The following is a 22,908-nucleotide window of genomic DNA, read 5'->3' on the forward strand; positions in this document are numbered from 1 at the left end:
ATCGGCTAGCAGAACTAGCCGATTCATATTATAACTGAATTATTTTGACAAGTTATAGAAAGATTTCAAACCATGGTATTCAGCAACTTCACCAAGTTGGTCTTCGATACGAAGTAATTGGTTGTATTTAGCAATACGGTCAGTACGTGACAATGAACCAGTCTTAATTTGTCCAGCGTTAGTTGCAACTGCGATGTCAGCAATTGTTGAATCTTCAGTTTCACCTGAACGGTGTGATACAACGGCAGTGTAACCAGCTTCTTTTGCCATTTCGATAGCATCAAATGTTTCAGTAAGAGTACCGATTTGGTTAACTTTAATAAGGATTGAGTTAGCACATCCTTCGTTAATACCTCTTTCAAGATAAGAAGTGTTTGTTACGAAGAAGTCATCACCAACAAGTTGTACTTTCTTACCAAGGCGTTCAGTAAGTTTCTTCCAACCTTCCCAGTCATTTTCATCCATACCATCTTCGATAGTGATGATTGGGTATTTATCAACTAATTGTTCAAGGTATTCGATTTGTTCGTCAGCTGTACGAACTGCAGCTCCTTCACCTTCGAATTTAGTGTAATCATAAACTTTACGTTCTTTGTCGTAGAATTCTGATGATGCACAGTCAAATCCAAGGAATACATCTTTACCAGGAACATAACCAGCAGCTTCGATAGCAGCAAGGATAGTTTCTACACCATCTTCAGTTCCGTCAAAACGAGGAGCAAATCCACCTTCGTCACCAACAGCTGTTTCAAGACCACGAGATTTAAGGATTTTCTTAAGAGCATGGAAAATTTCAGCGCCCCAACGAAGAGCTTCTTTGAATGTAGGTGCACCAGCAGGAACAATCATAAATTCTTGGAAAGCGATTGGAGCATCTGAGTGAGAACCACCGTTGACGATGTTCATCATTGGAGTTGGAAGAACTTTAGTATTGAATCCACCAAGGTAGCTGTAAAGTGGGATTTCAAGGTAATCAGCAGCAGCACGTGCTACAGCAATAGATACACCAAGAATTGCGTTTGCACCCAATTTACCTTTATTTGGAGTACCGTCAAGTGCAATCATTGCACGGTCAATAGCTTGTTGATCGCGAACGTCATAACCAATAACTGCTTCAGCAATAATATTGTTTACGTTGTCAACAGCTTTTTGTGTACCAAGACCGCCGTAACGAGATTTGTCACCATCACGAAGTTCAACTGCTTCGTGTTCACCAGTAGAAGCTCCAGATGGAACCATACCACGTCCGAAAGCACCTGATTCAGTATAAACTTCTACTTCAAGTGTTGGGTTACCGCGTGAGTCTAGGACTTCGCGAGCGTAAACATCAGTAATAATTGACATTTTTTACTCTCCTTTGAGTTATTTTATTTACATTCCTATCATACCTTAAAAATCGGTTTTTTTCAAGGAAAAATCGTGTCTTTCTATGAAATTTACGATAATTTTCTGTGTAAGCGTTTTATATTTCCGAATGTTTCTTGGATAAATTTCAAAAAAGTATGTTATACTAACTTTATGACAGATATAAACAAAGCAATAATCGAAAAATCTCAAGGGGGATTAAAATTAAATCCTGATGAGCAAAGAAAATTTTTAGAAACATTTGAAGAGCGGGTCATTACAGAATGTAGTATTGATGAAGCTAACAGCGCTCCTATACACGACCACTTTAAAGAGATTTTACAAAAAATTAGCTCGGACTATCAGCCTGTAACTGTGAAAATATCACCTGAGGTTAATAGTCAATATCAAATTTTTTACTTAAAAATAGCAAAAGATCTGGGTTGCAAAGCAACAATCGTGTCTAGTAACTGCAAGAATTCTCCATTTGGTTTAGTCATCCATAGTGATCATCCAGTAGAAATAGACGAAAAAGAAATTGCTAACCAATTTTCTGAATTTTTCCAAGCAGATTCATCTCAAAAAGTAGAAAAGAGGCCTTCTTTTTGGGAAAAGTTGTTTCATTAAAGGAACGATTGATGCCAAATTTAGAAAAACTAACCTTATTCTTTCAAGCAAAAAATCAAAGAGACTGGGAAACGTACCAAAGTTTTTTACATTCTGAAATCATCTGGGAATTGCATGAGCAAAAGGTTTCTGTTATTCGTGGAATAGAAGATTACCTTTCTAAAATTCAGCAAGCCTATCATCAGAGCAACGTTCAATTTTCCTGCTTGCATACTTTTTCAACTAATGAAAATCGGATTGTTACTATTCTCAAAAACGATTTTGGTCAACTATCCTGTGATATTTTTGAGTTTGAAAATGGTTTAATTATCAGAGAATATAAATATTTGCTATAATCATTTTTGAGAAACAAACGTATAAGGCTAGGGAATAATATCCTAGCCTTATTTTTTATAACAACTCTGCTTCGCCTATACCAAATGCCGTTAGGATTTGCTTGATTTGGTCGAAATTCAATCGAAAATGTTCTAACGTATGGGCATCAGACCCAACAGAGTATTTCGTCCCACCTAGTTCTTTCACCAAAGACAGTGCATAAATATGAATATCTTCATGGTCATAGAGATACATTGACTTGCAATTCAGTTCAAAAGCTAAGCTGTAATCTATCATTTTTTGAAAGAGGGCACGAAGTTGAGGTTCAAAGTTTTTTAGTTCTTCAACTGTCACATTAAACTTGCGAAAACCATAGTCAAAATGAGCCAAAACATGAGCCGGAATACTTTCAATAGCTTCTTCTAATTCTTTTAAATAATCTGGAATCCATTGCATTTTTTCCAATTGCAAAACAGGAGCTTCTAAGTAATCGAATTTCCCATTGTGATGAACAGATAAAAGTTTCAAATCATAATCTTTATTCTCCAAAAAAGCTAAAATATCTTTCTTTCGTGGTCTGTAATAGCCAATCTCAATTCCTTTTTTGATTCAATTTCCATATTTCCGATTGAGAGCAGCTATTTTTCTAGAATAAGACTCATAATCAGGAATATCATCGTGAGGAGATCCTGCATCATACGGATAGGGATTAGATAAATCCAAATGTTCAGTCGTCACGATTTCACCATCGTAATGTTCCAAATAATCTCTGAAATCAGCATCTGAATCGTAAGAAAAGTAAGTATGAAGATGATTATCACGCATAATATTTTTCCTCCTATCATCCTATAACACTAAGGAATTATATAGCAGTTTATACTAACTATAATATATTGTATTCTTAAACAAGATTTTCCTAAATTTGATAATTATATTTTGTAGTTGTGTAAAAAATAAGTATATAATTTTCCTTATATTTGCTGTTTTTATCATAAGCAGCAACAACTGATTGTATTCATTAAAAATTAGATATAAATCACTTCTGTAGATATTAAATAATGGACTAATTTTTGATTGATTTCAATTGTTTACGAATCATTTGAAAAACAATCACTAAAAGCGGCGTTAGCAAGATAAGAACTAGCCCTAATCCAATAAAAGTCTGATCAAAGCCAAAACTGTCAATCAGCCAACCAACAATCGGAAAAATGATAATCATGCTTAAACTGAACATCATTGAAGCAACACTTAACATGGTCGCTCTGGCTGAACTTGGTAAATACTGTTGCAAATCATTATAAAAAATCGGTTGATACATGGCATACAGAGCATTTGTCGTCAAATAAACAAGTATATACATAAATGGAGTTTCCAAAAACGACAGAATATAAGCCCCCCCTGTTAAACTGACAACTACTGGAAAAATCCGAAAAGAATGCCAGGTTTTCCCAATCTTACTGGCAAGAGAAACTGCCAAAATATTTAAGACGCTACCAATCAACATAACTGTTGAAATCTGCCATCCTGCCAAGTCTGGTAATTGTTTTTGATAGTAAAAGTAAAACATGCACATTATTGTTCCAACAAATTGAAAAATCATCATCCATGTAAAAAGACTGGGATTATTTTTCATCTCTTCTCTCACAATCAAGATAATTTTTTTCATCGTCAACACTTCGTCATTTTTCTTTTTCATTGTCGGCTCTTTTATCAACCAAATCAGAATTAAAACAATAATAGAAACCGCAATCATGATATAATAGGGAATATACAAATATCCATGTACAAATAACCCTGCTAGTACCGTTCCTAAAGAGATTGCTGCCTCAGAAACCCCTGACATCAAACTTGATATTTTCAAATAACGGTCTTTTAAACCAGCTTCTACAGCAGAGTCATATAACAGTGCAGAGCTCGTTCCTGAATCAAAGTTATAAGATAAAGCATTGATTATCATTGCCATTGCATATATCCAAAAATTCCCTTGCCCTGTCAACATTAAAATAGATGATAAAATGCTAGTCAAGCGGCTTACGTACAGATTGGTCTTATAAGAAAATCGATCTGCCAACATGCCTGACGGAATTTCAAAAACAATGCCTGTTGCATGAAAAATACTCTCTAATAGCCCAATTTGCAGTAAAGACATACCATTTTGACTGAGGAATAAAATCCAAAAACTCGTAATACCTAAAAATCCTAAGAATTCCACTCCTGCCATAAGAGGAATATTTCTTTTGTAACTTCTCCTAAACATACTTTTTCCTTTACTAAGAAGAAACCGAACTTCCCGTTCAGTTTTCTAACTTATTCATTTTTCATAATATTTCAATTTTAAAGAGGTTGGGACATAAGCTCCCAACCTCATGCATTTTATAGTTTGGCTTGCAAAACGCAGTGGTTGGTTGGATATCCTTATCCCTTGTTATACCGGTGATAACGGCTATCCTAACCAACTTATACAGAGGTGGAAGTAAAACAGTCCAGTGGACTGTTTTAGGTCAGCAACTAGAAACTAGGACTTGCTGAAAAATCAAATTCTTCGAATGATTGATTTCTATCCCACTCTCACATTTCCTAAGGTTCAATTCTGTGGAGCATACGTGGGAATGGAATGGCTTCACGGATGTGTTTCGTTCCTGCAACAAATGTCACCATACGTTCCAAACCAAGTCCAAATCCAGCATGAGGAACTGAACCATATTTACGAAGATCTAGATAGAAAGCATAGTCATCAGAGTTCAGACCATTTTCTTCAATCTTCGCTAATAATTTTTCATAGCTTTCTTCACGAGCTGATCCACCAATGATTTCTCCATAACCTTCTGGTGCTAAAAGGTCTGCGCAAAGCACACGTTCTTCGTTACCAGGAACAGGTTTCATGTAGAAAGCCTTGAAACTGGCAGGGTAGTTCACGACGAAAGTTGGTAGACCAAAATAGTTTGAAATCCAAGTTTCGTGAGGTGAGCCGAAATCATCACCTCGTTCGATATGCTCATACTCAGCTTCTTCATCATTTTCGTGTTCTTGTAAGAGGTCAATTACTTCATCGTAAGAAATACGTTTGAAGGGTTCTGCCACGTATTTTTTAAGAAGATCAGTATCACGTTCCAACACTTCAAGCGCATGTGGTGCACGATCCAAAACTCCTTGAATCAAAGCCTTCACATAAGCCTCTTGAAGATTAAGCGACTCATCATGAGTAACAAATGGATATTCTGCATCCATCATCCAAAATTCTGTCAAATGACGACGTGTTTTAGATTTTTCGGCACGGAAAACAGGACCAAAGTCAAATACACGACCAAGTGCCATAGCACCTGCTTCTAAGTAAAGTTGCCCAGATTGACTTAGAAAGGCAGGAGTTCCAAAATAATCTGTTTCAAAAAGCTCTGTGGAATCTTCTGCTGCATTTCCTGATAAAATCGGACTATCAAATTTGATAAAGCCATTGCGGTCAAAAAATTCATAGGAAGCATAGATAATCGCGTTGCGAATCTGCATAATTGCCATTTGCTTGCGTGAACGCAACCATAAGTGACGATGATCCATCAAAAAGTCTGTTCCGTGCTCTTTTGGTGTGATAGGATAATCATTGGACTCTCCAACGATTTCAATATCCGTCACGTCTAATTCATATCCAAATTTTGAGCGCTCATCTTCTTTGACGATTCCTTTTACCAAAACAGCTGTTTCTTGGTTCAAGTGTTTGATGATATTAAATTTATTCAAACCCTCTTCTTCACCAAATTTTTCAAGGAAATTTGGCTTGAAAGCCACAGCTTGAAAAAAAGCTGTACCGTCACGCAATTGCAGAAAAGCAATTTTTCCTTTTCCTGATTTATTGGCAACCCAAGCACCAATCGTCACTTCTTCTCCGACATGATTTTTAACATCCATAATTGAAGTATATTTTGTTGACACGTTTTTTCTCTTTTCTATTTTATTTTTTATGATAAACAGCCTCAATGTTGTTCCCGTCTGGGTCTATCACAAAGGCCGCATAGTATTTTTACGTTCGCCAGGTGCACCATTATCCTTTCCTCCAGTAGCCAAAGCTGCTTGATAGAAAGCATCTACTTCTTGACAAGTTTGAGCACTAAAAGCAAAATGCATCGGCTCTTGTTGACCAACATTTAGCCAAAAATCACCACCTGGATCCACATCTCGCGGTTCTGTGAAACTAACGACCTGCCCCGTATCAAATTGAAGGTGATAATTTAAAGGAGTTAAAGTGGCTTGATAGAAAGCTTTAGAAACTTCTAAATTCTTTACCTTAAGGCTAAAATGATCGATCGTTTTTTAACTCTCCATAAACGCCTTGATACGATGAACGGCCTCTTTCAAGGTATCCATATCCGTCGCATAACTAAGACGAACATTTTCTGGCGCACCAAAGCCAGCACCTGTTACAAGAGCGACACCTACTTCTTCTAGAATAGCTGTTGTAAACTCTGTCACATCTGAATAGCCTTTCAGCTCCATTGCTTTTTTAACATTTGGAAAGAGGTAAAACGCTCCTTGTGGTTTCACCACTTCAAAGCCGGGAACTTCTGCAAGCAAAGGATAAATGGTATTGAGACGTTCTTCAAAAGCCTGACGCATGATTTCAACAGTGTCTTGAGGGCCCTTTAGAGCTTCAATCGCCGCATATTGGGAAGCAGCGGTTGGATTAGAAGTCGTTTGTCCAGCCACTTTACTCATCGCTGCAATGATTTTTGGTTCTCCAACAGCATAACCCAGCCTCCAACCAGTCATCGAATACGACTTAGATACACCATTGATAACAATTGTCTGCTTGCGAATAGCTTCAGATAAGCTTGAAATCGGTGTAAATTCATTTCCATTGTAAACCAAGCGGCCATAAATATCATCTGCCAAAATGAGAATATCATGCTCTACAGCCCAATTACCTATCGCTAATAACTCTTCAGCAGTATAAATCATTCCCGTTGGATTAGAAGGAGAATTGAGCACCAAAACTTTCGTTTTCTCTGTCCGAGTAGCCTCTAATTGCTCAACAGTCACTTTGAAATGATTGGTTTCCGTTGCTTGAACAAAAACTGGTATCCCTTCTGCCATCTTAATCTGGTCGCCATAACTAACCCAACACGGCGCCGGAATAATCGCTTCATCACCTGGATTGATGACACTCATAAAAAAGGTATAAAGGGAGAACTTTGCACCCGTTGCAACAGTCACTTGACTTGGTTTAATCGTATAACCATAGTATTTTGCAAAATATGCTACAATTGCTTCCTTTAATTCAGGTAGACCACTGGTAACCGTATAAAAGCTAGCTCTACCGTCTTTTATTGCAGAGATAGCAGCATCTTGAATATTCTTCGGAGTTGGAAAATCTGGCTCTCCCAAAGTCAGCGAAAGGATATCACGACCTTGTGCTTTTAAAGCTTTTGCGCGCGCTGCTGCTGCTAAAGTTACACTTTCTTCCATATTTAAAACACGATTTGATAATCTCATAGTCCCTCCTTGCTGAGCAATGTTCCTGTTTCAAATCCAACATTATAATAAGTTGTTCCAGACTTGACTTCCCAGATTGGTTGCTCTTTTACATAGCCAAATGTCACTTTATCAATTTGTTTGGCACCACTCTCTTTAGCGATTTGTTTTGCTTTTTCTTGACTAATCCCTTTGGACAACTCATAAGTATAGATTTTATCACTATCTGCTTCTATCAAAACAGCAAGCTGCGTCTTTTTACGATTTTTCCCCAAAAGACTGTAATAACTTTTTTCACCGTTATAAATAGCAAAGCGATCCACTTTATCCAAATCTGCATATTGACGAGCAATTCTACTAGCCGTTACCTTAGCTGATTGGTAAGGATCCATAGATAGATTTAAAATGTAAAGGAAAGAAAAAGTGAGAACGGCCAAAACTATCACACTTCCGATAATATATTGCCAAATAATGAAATTTCTATCATTTTTTCTTCTATTTTTCACTCGTCCATTATACTATAAATAAGGACTTTTTTCTATCTTTTTCTAAAATTTGATTTTATTACTACTTATTGATAAAATACAGATATGGACAAACTAACAAAACTTTTTCAAGAAAATCGTCTTGATTTAAAAACAATGATTGTTTTAAATAAAGCTATTCGCACGATTCGACCTTTTGAAAATCAAGCGGCAAAGCAACACAAATTGACTCCAACTCAATTTTCAGTCTTAGAAACCCTTTATAGCAAAGGGAACTTACGCATTCAAGACTTAATTGATAAAATGCTTGCGACATCTGGAAATATGACCGTTGTCATCAAAAATATGATACGGGACGGTTGGATTTTTCGTACCTGTGACCCATCTGATCGACGTTCTTTTTTAGTCGGATTGACACCAGAAGGACGTAGTAAAATTGAAGCGGTTCTTCCAGAGCATATTCAAAATATCCAGCAAGGATTAAGGATTTTAACAGAGCAAGATAAAGAAGATTTGATTCGAATTTTAAAGAAATTTAAAAATTTGAGCTAATTTCTTGCTAACTAGTGATATTTGTTGTAACATAAAAAGGTACAAAAGAAAAGGAGAGTGACTTATATGTCTAAAAAAGTACTATTTATCGTCGGGTCTCTTCGCCAAGGCTCATTCAACCATCAGTTAGCTTCTCAGGCTGAAAACATTCTTGCTGACAAAGCTGAAGTTTCTTATCTTGATTTCAAAGATGTTCCATTTTTCAACCAGGATATTGAAAGCCCAGCTCCTGCGGCTGTTGCCAAAGCTCGTGAAGAAATTCTCGCTGCTGATGCTATCTGGCTCTTCTCACCAACCTATAACTGGGCAATTCCAGGAGTTGTTAAAAATCTCTTAGATTGGCTATCACGTGCACTTGACCTTTCAAACCTATCAGGGCCTTCTGCTCTTAATGAAAAACTTGTAACAGTTTCCTCAGTAGCCAATGGAACTTCTCCAGATGAAGTTTTCAAACATTATCGCAGCCTTCTTCCATTTATTCGCATGAAAGTTGTTGAACCATTTACTGGTGTTGCTGTAAACCCAGAAGCCTGGGGAACTGGTCAACTGACAGTTTCCGAAGAAAAACAAGCTGGACTCGCAGCTCAAGCTGAAGCATTATTAGCTGCTATTGACTAAAATAAGCAAAAAATGGAATGACACTTTTACATCATTCCATTTTTATTTTACTCCTTAACAAAGACATAGGTATTTATCGTAGACAAATCCTCTCGGAAAGCAAAGCCTGCAAATTGCAATTGTTTGATTTCTTCTTTGCTTCTTACTTGGCTTTCAATTAAAGCTGTTAAAAATTGCCCTCGCGCCTTCTTAGAAATAGTTGAGTGAACTTTCAAACTTCCTTCTCTATCTTCTAAAAATTTAAACCGAAGCATCTTATCACGCACAGATTTGGAAAACACCGTCTCAAACTCATTTGATAACAGAGACAAAATCATTTCCTCACCTGAAATAGCTGCATCATAATCGTTGCGCCAATAATTTTTTAGGCTTTTGCCAGAAATAGTACATTTCGCTGAAAAATCCAATCGATGAGGTGAAATCAACGCCATAGCTGGCATAACACCATATAGACCAGAAGTGATGAACAAATGATTGTCTACATACCTCGACTTTTTCTCCGTTAAATCACTTCTTTTGATGTTTCGATACATAAGACCATCAAATAAATGTAGTGCTGGGTAAGTCAAGGCTTGCCCATTTTTTAATTGTTGAAAATGAACATACTCCTCTTCTGCACGTTCCAGACTAATATGATAGAAATCTGCTAATTCTTCAATAGAATACTGTGACAGACTAGCTACAATTGTTTTTGTTTGCTCTGAAAGAAAACACTTGCCATGAGGTTTAAGGCTAAGATTCATTTCCTTTGCAGTTGGAATTAAAATTTTCATAATCTTATTGTATCAAAAGTTATTTTGCAGAACAAATGATTTTTCTCTTGACATTAGACATTTGTTATCATATAATCTAGTTATTAAGACTAGATAAGAAAGAGGTGGATATTTTGGAAATCACAAAATTCCCAACTTGGGAAGAACTACCAGAGTTAGATCTTTATCTTGACCAGGTTCTCCTCTATGTGAATGGTGTCAACGAACAAGCATTTCATAGCACAGATAAGCCTTTAACGGCTGCTATGGTCAATAATTATGTGAAACACGCCCACATTCCAAAGCCAATTAAGAAAAAATACAATCGTGTACAGATTGCTCGTCTGATTGTACTGACGACGTTAAAACCTGTCTTTCCAATACCAGATATTATCAAGACGATTCAACTTCTGGTAGACGGAAAAGATTCGGCCACTCTTTATAATGAATTTGTTAATTGCATGCAAGAAGAAAAAGCTGACACAGTCGCACCTGCTATTGAAGCAGCTTGCCAAACGGTGAAATTATTTCATCAAACAAAAAAATTAGCTCTAGCCTTAGAAAGAGGTAAAACAAATGAATCAAACGCTTAAACTCAGCAAACAACTCAGCTTCGGGGAAGAAATTGCCAATGCTGTCACTCACGCTGTTGGGGCTGTGGTTATGTTAGTACTACTTCCTATCTCAGCTATTTACAGCTATGAAGAACATGGTATGCTTGCCGCTGTCGGAGTTTCAATTTTTGTCATCAGTTTATTTCTGATGTTTCTTTCTTCAACGATTTACCATTCAATGAGCTATGGTTCTACGCATAAGTATATTCTACGGATCATCGATCATTCAATGATTTACATTGCTATTGCGGGAAGTTATACGCCAGTCGTACTATCTCTTATGAACAATTGGTTGGGTTATCTTATTATCACAATTCAATGGGGAACGACCATTTTTGGTATTTTGTATAAAATATTTGCTAAAAAAGTTAATGAAAAATTTAGCTTGGCACTTTATCTTATTATGGGCTGGTTAGTGATTCTGATCATTCCGCAAATCATTGGTCAAACGGGACCTATTTTCTGGGGATTGATGTTAGCTGGAGGACTCTGTTATACTGTTGGTGCAGGATTTTATGCTAAGAAAAAACCATATTTCCACATGATTTGGCACCTCTTTATCCTAGCTGCTTCTGCACTTCAATATCTTGCTATTGTCTATTTTATGTAAAACATTTTAAAAACAATCATTATCTAAGTCGCTCTTCTTAGCAGAATGATTGTTTTTTTATCAAAAAAGCCAGGCTACTTTGAAAAGTAACTTGGCTTTTTGCAATAGTTTATTTTGATTTAATATAATTGACACCGTCTGCTTTTGGTGCAACAGCTTTTCCGAAGAATGCTGCCAACACAACAATAGTCAATACATAAGGTGCAATTTGTAGGTACACAGCTGGTACATGTGATAGGAATGGTAATTGACTTCCGATAACGGCCAAACTTTGAGATAGTCCAAAGAATAGACTTGAAAGCATAGCGCCAATTGGATTCCATTTACCAAAAATCATAGCAGCCAGTGAGATGAATCCTGGTCCGATAATCGTTGTAGCAGCGAAATTTACGGAAATAGATTGTGCATAAATCGCTCCACCAACACCGCCAAGAAAACCTGAAATCATCACACCGTAATAACGCATGAGATAAACATTGATACCGAGGGTGTCTGCCGCTTGTGGGTGTTCCCCTACGGAGCGCAAACGAAGCCCAAATTTCGTCTTAAACATAATGAACCATGCTAGGAAAGCAAACGCAACTGCAATATACCCCATTAAGCTGGTATGTTTAAAGAAGATATCTCCAATGACTGGAATATCTGATAATAGTGGAAAATTAAATTTACCAAATGATACTTGAATATTATCTGTTTGCCCTTTATTATAGAAAGCTTTTACCAAGAAAATCGCTAACGCAGGCGCCATCAAATTGAGCACTGTACCACTGACAACGTGGTCCGCACGGAAATTGATAGTCGCTACAGCATGAATGAGTGAGAAAATTAGTCCCACAATACCACCGACTAAAAGTGCTAACCAAGGAGTTAAACTTCCAAAGGTATTCACAAAAGTAAGGTTAAAGACAACTCCTGAGAAAGCTCCCATAACCATAATACCTTCAAGTCCGACATTGACAATCCCAGCATGCTCTGAGAAGGCACCACCGATACTAGTAAAGATTAAAGGTGCCGCATAAATCAGCATAGAGGAAACTAACAGACTTAACATTGTTACAAAATTCATCTTATTTTCCTCCCTTTACTTTTGCTTGTTTTCTTGGTTTGATAAAGTGTTCAATGATGTAATGAATACTTACAAAGAAAATAATTGATGCTGTTACAATATTGACCAATTCCGCTGGAATCGTTGCGGTGTTCATACCTGGAGCTCCGACTTGAAGCACGGCAAATAAGAATGCTGCAAAGAGAATACCAATTGGTGAATTATTTGCCAGCAAGCTAACGGCCATACCATTAAAACCGACAGCTAGGGAACTTCCTTGTACATAGACATTTTGGAAAGTTCCAAGTCCTTCAACAACACCTCCGACACCGGCAAGAGCACCTGAGATAATCATTGAAAGGATAATTGTTCTTTTAGCAGACATCCCTGCATATTCACTCGCATTTGGATTTAGCCCGACAGAACGGATTTCAAATCCAAGCGTTGTTTTTTTCAGCATAAACCAGATAAGGACAACTGCAATGACCGCAAAGAAGATTCCGATATTCATCCGTGAATTGTTTGTCAACGCTCGTAGCCATTCTGTTTGATAGGTTGCATTAGCTCCAACCTTAACACTTGAGTCAATACTTTGCATAACACTTTTTGGGAAACTATGAATCATTGCATTTCCAACATAGAGAACGATGTAGTTCATCATAATCGTAACGATAACTTCACTCGTTCCCAAATAAGCACGAAGAATACCAGGAATGGCACCGATAATCCCACCAGCTACTGCTGCAATGACAACTGTAGCAAGAATCATAATTGGACGAGGAAGATTAGGAAATGAAAGTGCAAACCAGCCACTCAAAATCCAACCAGCTAAAGCTTGCCCTGGCAAGCCGACATTAAAGAATCCAGCCCGACTTGCTACTGCAAACCCAAGAGCAATTAAAATAAGTGGACCCATTGCACGGAAAATTTCACCAATACTACGGATAGTACCAAAAGCAGCTTTGAACAGCTCTTCATAACCCCAGATAGCATCATAGCCAAAAATCCACATGATAATGGCACCGAGTAAAATTCCAAGAACAACGGAAATCAAAGGCACCGCAATTTGCTGTGTTTTCTTAGTCATTTGAATCTCCCTTCTTAATTTCACCACCAGCCATCAAGATACCCAACTCTTGTTTATTTGTTTCTGCTGGGGTAACAATACCTTGAATCTTACCATCATGGATAACAGCGATACGGTCTGAAACATTCAGGATTTCATCTAATTCAAAGCTGACAACAAGTACTGCTTTACCCTTATCACGTTCTTCAATCAAACGTTTATGAATGTATTCAATCGCTCCGACGTCTAATCCACGAGTTGGCTGACTAACGATTAAAAGGTCAGGATTGCGGTCTATTTCACGAGCAATAATGGCTTTTTGTTGATTTCCTCCTGAAAGAGCAGATGCTGGAACACTTTCACTTGCAGCCCGAACATCAAATTCATCCATTAACTTTCGTGCATAAGAAGTGATATTATTGTAATTCAAAATTCCATTTTTGCTTAATGGCTCCTTGTAATAAGTTTGCAGAGCCATATTCTCAGACAACATCATATCTAAAACCAAGCCATCACGATGACGATCTTCCGGCACATGACTAACTTGCATTTCGGTAATTTTCCGCGGAGATAAGCCAACGACTTCTTTCCCCTTAATGGTAATGCTACCTGATTTCACCTTCCGAAGACCTGTGATTGCTTGAACTAGCTCACTTTGTCCATTGCCATCAATCCCGGCAATCCCAACAATTTCACCAGCTCGTACATCCAAAGATAAATTTTTAACAGCAGGCACACCACGATTCTCATTCACAACCAAATCCTTAATAGATAGAACAACTTCTTTTGGATTTGAAGCTTCTTTTTCCGTTGTAAAGGATACCGAACGTCCCACCATCATTTCAGCAAGATCTTTATTCGTTGCGCCACCAATCTCAACGGTTTGAATACTCTTACCGCGACGGATGACAGTGACACGATCAGAAACAGCACGGATTTCATCCAATTTGTGCGTAATCAAAATGATGGATTTTCCTTCCTTAACTAGATTTTTCATGATATGTTCTAGTTCTTCAATTTCTGAAGGAGTTAATACTGCTGTTGGTTCGTCAAAAATTAAGATATCTGCGCCACGATACAATGTTTTCAAGATTTCAACACGTTGTTGCGCACCGACTGAAATATCTTCAACTTTTGCAGTCGGATCCACAGCTAAACCATATTTTTCGGATAGTTCCTTGATGTCTTTGATTGCCTTTCGAATATCTAAAACACCATTTTTGGTCGTTTCACTACCCAAAATGATATTTTCAGCAACCGTAAAAGCCTCTACCAGCATGAAATGCTGGTGAACCATTCCAATTCCTAAAGATGCTGATTTCGATGGAGAATCAATTGTCACTGATTTTCCATTCACAGTAATCTCACCACTTGTTGGCTCAAGCAAGCCAGCTAACATATTCATCAGAGTGGACTTGCCCGCTCCGTTTTCTCCTAAAAGTGCATGAATTTCACCGCGTCTTAGATTTAAGTTGATTTTATCATTTGCGACAAATTCACCAAAAATCTTGGTTATTTCATGCATTTCAATGACATTCTCATGTGCCATATGATTGATTCCTTTCAGAAATTATTTTATTTCAGTAAAACTCACTAAAAGATTAGCCAGCTTTACTGAGACAAAAGCTGTCTCAATCTCAAAAAAGCGACCCACGAAGGTCGCTTCTTGAGTGTCAGGTTATTCTTTATTCTGTAGGAACTTTAATACTTCCGTCAAGGATTTTTGCTTTTGCATCTTCAACAGCTTTTTTAGCATCATCTGATAAGTTCTTAGTTGTCAAATCTACTCCACCGTCTTTCAGACCGTAAGTTGTAGTTTTTCCTCCTGGGAATTTATCTTTTGCTGTTTTGTTAGCAATATCTTTTACAGTACCACCAACTTTTTTCAAGCTAGATGCCAAAACAAAGTTAGATTCTTTGCCGTCTTTAGATTTGTATTTACCTTCATCGTTTTGGTCGCGGTCAACACCGATAACCCAAACTTTGTCAGATTCATTTCTAGTTTCGTTGATAGATTTTGCTTCGTTGAATACACCAGCACCAGTACCACCGGCTACTTGATAAACAACGTCTGCACCAGCTGCATATTGAGCTGCTGCAATTGTCTTCCCTTTAGAAGCATCTCCAAAGCTTTCAGCGTATTTCACATCAATCTTAATAGAAGGATCAACAGATTTCACACCTGCTTCAAAACCTTTTTCAAAACGAGTTAATACAGCACCTTTGATACCACCAACAAAACCAATCATTTTTGTTTTAGTTGTTTTGGCTGCAGCCACACCAGCAAGGTAAGCAGCTTCGTTATCTGCAAAGAGTGCAGAAGCTACATTCTTTTGACCTTTAATTTCATCATCAATAATAACATAGTTAATATCAGAGTGATCCTTTGCAGCAGATTCTACTGCATTACGAAGAGCAAATCCAATACCAAATACTAATTTGTAATTGCTAGAAGCAGCTTGCTCAAGGTTTGTAGCGTATTCAGATTCGTTTGTAGATTGGAAATAAGTAAAGCCATGGTCTTTTGTCAATCCATTTTCTTTACCCCAAGCTTGCAAACCTTCCCAAGCAGATTGGTTAAATGATTTATCATCTACACCACCTGTATCTGTAACAATTGCAGCTTTCAAATCCGTCTTTGCATCTTTATTATCTGATTTAGATGCACGGTTACCACATGCAGCAAGTCCAATTGCTGCGACAGCTACTAGACCAAGGCCTAGCCATTGTTTCTTGTTCATCTCTGAACCTCCTAAATAAGATGTGCAACAAACGTTGCAAGATTAACTATGGTCAAATGACCTTTTTACCAACTAGTCTAAGTTAGTAAAAGAATATGGAAGTAATTCCTTGACCGTCATCACGACCGTCGATTTATCTTTGGCAACAAGCGTTACCTTTAAATCCTTAGAAAAAAATTCTGCCATTACTTGTCGACAAGCTCCGCATGGAGAAACAGGCTGTTCGGTTTCACCGTAGACGATTAACTCCTCAAAGTCTGTGACACCTTCAGAAACCGCTTTAAAAATAGCTGTGCGTTCCCCGCAATTTGTCAAACCAAAACTAGCATTTTCAATGTTCACACCTGTAAAAATCTGACCATTTTTTGCTACTAGTACAGCACCGATTGGAAAATGAGAATAAGGAACGTAGGCCTTTTTACTTGTCTCAATAGCTAGATCAATCAACTCAGTAGTCGCCACTAGCTTTTTCTCCTTTCATAATGGCTACACCAGAAGAAGCTCCAATACGCGTTGCGCCTGCTTCAATAAATGCGACTGCATCTTCGTATGAGCGAGCGCCTCCTGAAGCTTTGACCCCCATATCCGGACCAACTGCTTTTCTCATCAACGCCACATCATGAACAGTAGCGCCTCCAGTTGAAAATCCAGTTGAGGTTTTCACAAAGTCTGCACCAGCTGCTTTAGCCAATTGACACGCTACAACTTTTTCTTCATCTGTCAATAAGCACGCTTCAATAATTACTTTTACAAGTGTATCACCACTTGCTTCTACTACTGCTGCAATATCTTCTTCTACTAAAACCAGATTTTGGGATTTCAAAGCACCAATGTTGATCACCATATCCACTTCGTCTGCACCATTCTTGATAGCATCTCTTGCTTCAAATGCTTTCACAGCAGGCGTATTTGCTCCCAGTGGGAATCCAATAACGGTACAAACTTTAACATCTGTATCTCGTAATCCTTCTGCGGCAAAGCTGACCCAAGTTGGGTTGACACAGACACTTGCAAAATCATATTCTCTTGCTTCTTCAATCAATTTTTCAATTTGCTCTTGTTGAGCATCTGGTTTCAAAAGCGTATGATCGATGTATTTATTTAACTTCATTTTCGGTTCTCCTGTAAGTTAAGCGATTACTTCAATAATCTCTTGAACTTTTTTCGGCTCATTACTTATTTTAACATTTTTTTTGAATTCTGTAACTAGTTCTTGTGAAATTTTTTCATTTGCATAAACTTTTGCGACAATTTCACCAATTTTGATTGATTCTCCGACTTTCTTTTCAAAAACAATTCCTGTTTCAAAGTCTAAGGCATCCGTTTTCACCGCTCGGCCTGCACCTAGCCGCATGGCAAATAAACCAAATTCCATAGCTGGCAATTCAGAAATATAACCCGCTTCATCTGCAGTCACTTCTACAACGTATTTTGCTGATGAAGGGCGGTACAAATCTTCTAAATCGCCACCTTGTGCAACAACCATAGCTTCAAATTTTTGCAGTGCCGATCCATCAAATAGATGTTCCCGCAATTCTTTTACAGTTTTTTCAATATTTGCTAAGCCAAGCATGATTTGGCCTAATTCACAAATAAATTCTGTTACATCTTCTCGTCCTTTTCCTTGCAGGATATCCAAAGCTTCAAGGATTTCCAAACGATTACCAATGCTGGTTCCTAAAGGTTGGCTCATGTCGGTGATAACAGCTATTGTTCTACGCCCAACTGCCTTTCCTAAATCAACCATAGTGCGAGCTAGAGCACGCGCATCATCCAAGTTCTTCATAAATGCACCTTCACCAACCGTCACATCTAGCAAAATACTATCTGCACCAGCTGCGATTTTCTTGCTCATAACAGAACTTGCAATTAAAGGAATAGTATCAACGGTCGCCGTCACATCACGCAAAGCATACAGCAATTTATCCGCTTTCACCAACTGATCAGACTGACCAATGACGGATAGTCCAATATCCTGTACTTGCTTAATAAATTCTTCTTGGCTACGCTCAATTTGAAATCCTTTAATGGATTCTAATTTATCAAGCGTTCCCCCTGTGTGACCGAGTCCACGACCACTCATTTTAGCAACGGGGATTCCAAAACTAGCTACCAAAGGCACCAGTACAAGCGTTACCTTGTCTCCTACGCCTCCGGTTGAATGCTTATCAACCTTAACTCCAGATATAGCTGACAAATCAATTTGCTGACCTGTCTCTACCATGGTCATGGTTAAATCAGATATTTCACGAGTGGTCATACCTTTAAAATATACTGCCATTGCAAAAGCTGACATTTGATAATCTGGCACAGTTCCGGCAACATAACCTTCAATTAACCACTTGATTTCATCACTAGTTAATTCTAAGCCATCCCGCTTTTTCTGAATCACATCAACTGCTCTCATATTTCCTTCCTACTTCTAAGGATATAATATCCCTTATCTTTTTTTAGAATTTCGCAGTTTCCGAATACATCTTCCATCTTGGCTTTGGCACTTGGGGCACCTTGTTTTTTTTGAATAACAATGGTTAAATCCCCACCGTCTAGTAAGTGCGTATAACTTCCTGTAATCACCTCATGAACGACCTGTTTCCCTGCTCGAATCGGTGGATTACTGATAATATGATGAAATCTCCCTTCTACATTTTGATAAAGATTAGACTGAAAAATCGTAGCTAGAACTTGATTGCGCTCAGCATTTTGACGCGCCAAATCAAGAGCGCGCTGATTTATATCAACAAGCGTCGCTTCGACTTCTTTAGCTTTGACCAAAGTCAGTCCCAATGTTCCATAGCCACAACCAACATCTAATACGCTTTCTTGCTTATGAAAATCAAGACACTTTAAAAGAGCTTGACTGCCATAATCAATCATTTTCTTACTAAAGACTCCTGCATCAGTCAAGAAAGTCATCTTTTGACCCAGAAGCTGAACCTTCAATTCGTGAATATCATGCTCTGCATCTGGATTTTCTGCGAAATACATTTTAGTCATAAAACTATTTTAACATAAAGACCTTTTATTTGTAAACCGTTTACAATTTGTTTAAAATTATGATATACTAATGGTCATATTAATAGGAGTCCTCTATGAATAACGAATTTATCCATTTTGAAAAAATTAGTCGAAAAACTTGGCAAAACTTACATCGCAAAACAACTCCACCTTTAACGCAAAAAGAGCTAAATTCCATCAAAAGTTTCAATGATAAGATTAGCCTTCAAGATGTAACAGACGTTTATCTCCCCTTAACCAATCTTATTCAGATTTACAAGCGTTCAAAAGAGGATTTGGCATTCTCAAAAGGGATTTTTTTACAGAAAGCAAGCAAGCGGCAACCGTTCATCATTGGTGTTTCTGGAAGTGTCGCTGTTGGAAAATCTACTACTAGTCGGCTGTTGCAAATACTTTTATCTCGGACATTTTCAAATGCAACTGTTGAATTGGTAACAACAGATGGATTTCTTTATCCTAATACTCATTTGGAAGAGCAAAATCTCCTCAAGCGCAAAGGATTTCCAGAAAGTTATAACATGGAGTTGCTACTTGATTTCCTTGACAACATCAAAAATGGACAAGACTATCAGATTCCCGTTTATTCACATGAAATTTATGATATTGTTCCTGATAAAAAACAGTCTGTTACAGCTGCAGATTTTGTCATTGTTGAGGGTATCAACGTTTTCCAAAATCCACAAAATGAACGCCTCTATATGACGGATTTCTTTGATTTTTCGATTTACGTGGATGCAGAAGTTGAAAATATCGAAACTTGGTATCTGGACCGCTTTAAAAAATTGCTCACTTTAGCAAAAGAAGATCCAAATAACTATTATCATCCTTTCACTTCTCAGCCAGAAAGCAAAGTTATGGAATTCGCTCAAAATGTCTGGAAGTCGATTAACCTTGTGAATTTGCAAGATTATATCGAACCCACACGCAATCGAGCTGAAATTATTCTTCATAAAACAGAAAATCATGAGATTGATGAAATTTACTTAAAAAAATAAAAAAGCTTGTCAAATCTCAACTTTTCATATATAATTAGATAGTTAGTATATCATTGGAGGTGAAAACATTGGCAAATATTAAATCAGCTATCAAACGCGCTGAATTAAACGTTAAACAAAACGAAAAAAACTCAGCTCAAAAATCAGCTATGCGTTCTGCAATTAAAGCATTTGAAGCAAACCCTTCTGAAGAACTTTTCCGCGCTGCAAGCTCAGCTATCGATAAAGCAGAAACTAAAGGTTTGATTCACAAAAACAAAGCGAGCCGCGACAAAGCACGCCTTGCTAGCAAACTTGCAAAATAATCTGCATAACGTAAAAAGAGCTCAAAGGAGCTTTTTTTGTTGCATCGGTAAGAAAGGCTCTATATGAAAATCGCAATTATCGGCTACTCCGGCTCTGGAAAGTCTACACTTGCTAAATATTTAGCAAAACATTATGACATCTCACTGCTTCATTTGGACACGCTACAATTTTTACCCAATTGGGAAATGAGCAACCGCAGCTGGATGCAAGAGCAAGTTAAGGATTTTTTAGAAGTCAGAAAAAGCTGGGTAATAGACGGAAACTACAGCTCCTGCTGCTATGAAGAGAGAATGGAGCAAGCAGACCAAATTATTTTTTTAAATTTCTCGCCTTGGGATTGTCTTTTACGTGCTGTAAAGCGTTATTCCAAGAACAGAGGTGAGGTCAGAGACAGCATGGCACAAGGCTGTCCTGAAAAGTTTGACTGGGAATTTATCCGCTGGATCTTACATGACGGACGAACTGCTAACATTCGGAAACGATATAAGAAACTTCAAAAAATGTATCCCTACAAATTTATAGTTCTTCATAACCAAAAAGAACTAGATAACTTTTTAGAGCAATTTTCATAAAAAACAAGAGCTATATTCAATTCAGTTAAGAAGATAGCTCTTGTCTTTTATTTTTTAATGCTGTCAATATGTTCTAGCAAATATAACAGAAATTGAGGAATCGTCTCCAACATATCCTTTTCATAGACGCGTTCCGTCAACTGATGTAAATCTTTTCCCCAGGGTCCTAGATTGATGCCAGGAACATTGATGTCCTGAATTTTCTCAAAATCAATCGAATATAAATGTTCAGGAACAGCCATACTCTCGATAATTTTCTGATACTCTTTAACAGATTTTTCTAAAGCACAGTAACTAATGTCACAGATTCCCATAAAGAATTCTTCGACTTTTAAACGACTAGCTCCTTGTTCAACCAAGTAATCCCTATAAAATGCAATGAGTTTTTCAATATCAACCACGCTATTTTTCAGATGCCGACAATTCATGGAAGGATAATAAGGTGGTGCGATAGCCAGCACAACAAATGCTTCCTTTTTATCATAGAAATCTAACACCTTTTGAACAGTTGCAATGGTTATTTCTTGATAGCTTGAACCCGCTTGAAATGCTTTATAAGCAAATTGGTTTACCTTGTGCATGAATTCGTCAAATCCAGCCTTCTTTTGACATAACTGGATTAACTCTTCATAAGTCAATACACGAGGTTTTGTGACTTTTTTATCCTCTTTATAAATCACCTGCAAAGCCTGATAACGCTCATAAAATTCATCAACAGCTTCTTGACAAAGATGTTGAATCGTCGCCATCAGCTCTTTCGGACTTTTATCTAAATAAAGAACACTAAAATAACCTGCTGCTCTGAGAACAGTTGACACATCATAATTTTCCTTCAAATCACGCATGTAAGACCACGAAGGCAAAGGGGATTGCTCTCCATAAATCGAATCCGACAAAAGGGGATTGAGATCAATTCTTTCCACTACTTTTGCGAGGAGTGAAACAGCATTGATACCCTTGAGAGGTTCTTTCATGTGGGAAAGAATACCCTGCGTAACCACGACAGGCATCATTTTCCCAACTGTTCCAACATGCAATACTTTTTCTTGAGCTGAAGGACTTTCAAATGGTTCTGAATCAATCGCCAAGATATAATTCAGATGAAATTTCTTTTTCAGATTAGCAAGTAAACCTACAGCAGCACGCATTCCCTGAGAATAAGATTCCTCATCTCCAACTGATAAATAAAGAAGATTCACTTTCCCTTCTGCTTTGCTCGCATATTCTGCTACTACTCCCAATTGCAAAGCCAATGCAGCTTTCATGTCACATGACCCACGACCAAACTGCCATTCGTTAGAACCGATATCTTCTAGTACATCTTGACCTAGTGAAGCACTCGCTAAAGCCTTTTTCAAAGCAGCATTGTCAAAAGCAATTTCTTTTAAATTGCCAAAGTCCTCGATATCAACTGTATCATGGTGGTGAAACAAAATCACTGTATCTGTATGATGACGTTTTACCAAAGCCCAATTAACATTACGTCGATAAATATCATCCGGAATCTGATAGGTGCCAAAGTAATCTGAATGCTCTTGAAAATACGGCAAACTGCCAATATATTGATTGAGAAAATTTTCAATATTTCTTTCTGAACTCGTATGCGTGAAACTCTCAATCGCCATGCTCTTGTCAAAAATATCTTGAATCCTATTTTTCATCAATGGCTCCTTCAACTTTTTATAAAAATAGCTCACTAGCCTTATTATATACCTCAACAATCATCGTTTCAATCTTTTTTTCATCCTTTGACTCTATAAAATTTACGCAAACGTTTGCGTTGTAAAG

At 37.6% G+C, this 22,908-nt stretch carries 24 protein-coding genes and 2 pseudogenes; 9 read left to right on the forward strand and 17 right to left on the reverse strand.

What is annotated here, in order from left to right:
* Positions 1-39: 39 nt before the first annotated feature.
* Positions 40-1,344, reverse strand: coding sequence for a surface-displayed alpha-enolase (eno, locus tag EL087_RS04720; RefSeq protein WP_126407146.1), 1,305 nt, complete (start codon positions 1,342-1,344; stop codon positions 40-42).
* 174 nt (positions 1,345-1,518) lie between these two features.
* Here eno and EL087_RS04725 point away from each other — a divergent pair, with 174 nt between their 5' ends.
* Together EL087_RS04725 and EL087_RS04730 are read left to right on the forward strand one after the other, a co-directional pair.
* Positions 1,519-1,971, forward strand: a complete 453-nt coding sequence (locus EL087_RS04725) for a DUF1694 domain-containing protein (protein ID WP_126407148.1) — start codon at positions 1,519-1,521, stop codon at positions 1,969-1,971.
* An 11-nt stretch (positions 1,972-1,982) separates the two neighbouring features.
* Entirely contained in the window at positions 1,983-2,306 is a 324-nt protein-coding gene (locus EL087_RS04730) for a nuclear transport factor 2 family protein (RefSeq protein ID WP_126407150.1), read from the forward strand.
* Between the two features lie 55 nt (positions 2,307-2,361).
* Here the strand turns inward: EL087_RS04730 and EL087_RS04735 are convergent.
* From EL087_RS04735 to EL087_RS04760, 6 genes and pseudogenes are all read right to left on the reverse strand, one after another.
* Positions 2,362-3,111: pseudogene (locus EL087_RS04735) on the reverse strand (hypothetical protein).
* Between the two features lie 238 nt (positions 3,112-3,349).
* Positions 3,350-4,543 carry an MFS transporter gene (locus EL087_RS04740; RefSeq protein WP_126407152.1) on the reverse strand — a complete coding sequence of 398 codons (1,194 nt, stop codon included), beginning with the start codon at positions 4,541-4,543 and terminating at the stop codon, positions 3,350-3,352.
* Positions 4,544-4,863: 320 nt separating this feature from the next.
* Positions 4,864-6,210 carry an asparagine--tRNA ligase gene (gene asnS, locus EL087_RS04745; RefSeq protein WP_126407154.1) on the reverse strand — a complete coding sequence of 449 codons (1,347 nt, stop codon included), beginning with the start codon at positions 6,208-6,210 and terminating at the stop codon, positions 4,864-4,866.
* A 19-nt stretch (positions 6,211-6,229) separates the two neighbouring features.
* A pseudogene (locus EL087_RS04750) lies at positions 6,230-6,582 on the reverse strand (VOC family protein).
* A 6-nt stretch (positions 6,583-6,588) separates the two neighbouring features.
* Positions 6,589-7,767, reverse strand: a complete 1,179-nt coding sequence (locus tag EL087_RS04755) for a pyridoxal phosphate-dependent aminotransferase (protein ID WP_126407156.1) — start codon at positions 7,765-7,767, stop codon at positions 6,589-6,591.
* Positions 7,764-8,252, reverse strand: a complete 489-nt coding sequence (locus EL087_RS04760; RefSeq protein WP_003032174.1) for a DUF5590 domain-containing protein — start codon at positions 8,250-8,252, stop codon at positions 7,764-7,766. The genes EL087_RS04755 and EL087_RS04760 overlap by 4 nt, the downstream gene beginning before the upstream one ends.
* An 84-nt stretch (positions 8,253-8,336) precedes the next feature.
* Here EL087_RS04760 and EL087_RS04765 point away from each other — a divergent pair, with 84 nt between their 5' ends.
* Together EL087_RS04765 and EL087_RS04770 are read left to right on the forward strand one after the other, a co-directional pair.
* The gene (locus tag EL087_RS04765) at positions 8,337-8,783 is read left to right on the forward strand and encodes a MarR family winged helix-turn-helix transcriptional regulator (protein WP_003029623.1); all 447 of its coding nucleotides are present in this window, start codon (positions 8,337-8,339) and stop codon (positions 8,781-8,783) included.
* 66 nt (positions 8,784-8,849) lie between these two features.
* Complete coding sequence (locus EL087_RS04770) at positions 8,850-9,401, forward strand: NADPH-dependent FMN reductase (RefSeq protein ID WP_126407158.1); 552 nt, start codon at positions 8,850-8,852, stop codon at positions 9,399-9,401.
* Between the two features lie 47 nt (positions 9,402-9,448).
* On the opposite strand, the gene yaaA is transcribed toward EL087_RS04770, so the two are convergent.
* Complete coding sequence (yaaA, locus tag EL087_RS04775; protein ID WP_126407160.1) at positions 9,449-10,174, reverse strand: peroxide stress protein YaaA; 726 nt, start codon at positions 10,172-10,174, stop codon at positions 9,449-9,451.
* 113 nt (positions 10,175-10,287) lie between these two features.
* Here yaaA and EL087_RS04780 point away from each other — a divergent pair, with 113 nt between their 5' ends.
* Complete coding sequence (locus EL087_RS04780; protein WP_022525140.1) at positions 10,288-10,746, forward strand: DUF1836 domain-containing protein; 459 nt, start codon at positions 10,288-10,290, stop codon at positions 10,744-10,746.
* Positions 10,730-11,377 (forward strand): PAQR family membrane homeostasis protein TrhA, encoded by a 648-nt coding sequence (gene trhA, locus EL087_RS04785; protein WP_003024373.1) that lies wholly within the window; start codon positions 10,730-10,732, stop codon positions 11,375-11,377. The genes EL087_RS04780 and trhA overlap by 17 nt, the downstream gene beginning before the upstream one ends.
* Positions 11,378-11,486: 109 nt before the next feature.
* Here the strand turns inward: trhA and EL087_RS04790 are convergent, their stop codons facing one another.
* From EL087_RS04790 to EL087_RS04825, 8 genes are all read right to left on the reverse strand, one after another.
* Complete coding sequence (locus EL087_RS04790) at positions 11,487-12,443, reverse strand: ABC transporter permease (RefSeq protein WP_003024372.1); 957 nt, start codon at positions 12,441-12,443, stop codon at positions 11,487-11,489.
* A gap of 1 nt (position 12,444) precedes the next feature.
* A complete protein-coding gene (locus EL087_RS04795) occupies positions 12,445-13,509 on the reverse strand; it encodes an ABC transporter permease (RefSeq protein ID WP_003036657.1) in 1,065 nt (354 codons plus the stop codon).
* Entirely contained in the window at positions 13,502-15,037 is a 1,536-nt protein-coding gene (locus tag EL087_RS04800) for an ABC transporter ATP-binding protein (protein ID WP_003024370.1), read from the reverse strand. The genes EL087_RS04795 and EL087_RS04800 overlap by 8 nt, the downstream gene beginning before the upstream one ends.
* A gap of 136 nt (positions 15,038-15,173) precedes the next feature.
* Positions 15,174-16,229 (reverse strand): BMP family lipoprotein, encoded by a 1,056-nt coding sequence (locus tag EL087_RS04805; RefSeq protein ID WP_003024369.1) that lies wholly within the window; start codon positions 16,227-16,229, stop codon positions 15,174-15,176.
* 72 nt (positions 16,230-16,301) lie between these two features.
* On the reverse strand, positions 16,302-16,691 hold the full coding sequence (locus tag EL087_RS04810; RefSeq protein ID WP_003042577.1) for a cytidine deaminase: 390 nt from the start codon (positions 16,689-16,691) through the stop codon (positions 16,302-16,304).
* Positions 16,678-17,340, reverse strand: a complete 663-nt coding sequence (gene deoC / locus EL087_RS04815; RefSeq protein ID WP_022525891.1) for a deoxyribose-phosphate aldolase — start codon at positions 17,338-17,340, stop codon at positions 16,678-16,680. The genes EL087_RS04810 and deoC overlap by 14 nt, the downstream gene beginning before the upstream one ends.
* An 18-nt stretch (positions 17,341-17,358) precedes the next feature.
* Positions 17,359-18,636 carry a pyrimidine-nucleoside phosphorylase gene (locus EL087_RS04820; protein ID WP_126407162.1) on the reverse strand — a complete coding sequence of 426 codons (1,278 nt, stop codon included), beginning with the start codon at positions 18,634-18,636 and terminating at the stop codon, positions 17,359-17,361.
* Positions 18,633-19,226: a class I SAM-dependent methyltransferase gene (locus EL087_RS04825; protein WP_126407163.1), complete on the reverse strand. Its 594-nt coding sequence runs from the start codon at positions 19,224-19,226 to the stop codon at positions 18,633-18,635. The genes EL087_RS04820 and EL087_RS04825 overlap by 4 nt, the downstream gene beginning before the upstream one ends.
* A gap of 95 nt (positions 19,227-19,321) precedes the next feature.
* On the opposite strand from EL087_RS04825, the gene coaA reads away from it, so the two are divergent.
* From coaA to EL087_RS04840, 3 genes are all read left to right on the forward strand, one after another.
* The gene (coaA, locus tag EL087_RS04830) at positions 19,322-20,242 is read left to right on the forward strand and encodes a type I pantothenate kinase (RefSeq protein ID WP_003042465.1); all 921 of its coding nucleotides are present in this window, start codon (positions 19,322-19,324) and stop codon (positions 20,240-20,242) included.
* A gap of 53 nt (positions 20,243-20,295) precedes the next feature.
* Entirely contained in the window at positions 20,296-20,547 is a 252-nt protein-coding gene (gene rpsT, locus EL087_RS04835; RefSeq protein WP_020999623.1) for a 30S ribosomal protein S20, read from the forward strand.
* Positions 20,548-20,610: 63 nt separating this feature from the next.
* On the forward strand, positions 20,611-21,120 hold the full coding sequence (locus EL087_RS04840) for a DNA topology modulation protein (protein WP_003042186.1): 510 nt from the start codon (positions 20,611-20,613) through the stop codon (positions 21,118-21,120).
* A 47-nt stretch (positions 21,121-21,167) separates the two neighbouring features.
* Here the strand turns inward: EL087_RS04840 and EL087_RS04845 are convergent, their stop codons facing one another.
* Entirely contained in the window at positions 21,168-22,781 is a 1,614-nt protein-coding gene (locus EL087_RS04845; RefSeq protein WP_126407165.1) for a M20/M25/M40 family metallo-hydrolase, read from the reverse strand.
* Positions 22,782-22,908: the final 127 nt, after the last annotated feature.

It is taken from the genome of Streptococcus milleri (assembly GCF_900636525.1).
In the GTDB taxonomy this organism is placed as follows: domain Bacteria; phylum Bacillota; class Bacilli; order Lactobacillales; family Streptococcaceae; genus Streptococcus; species Streptococcus hominis.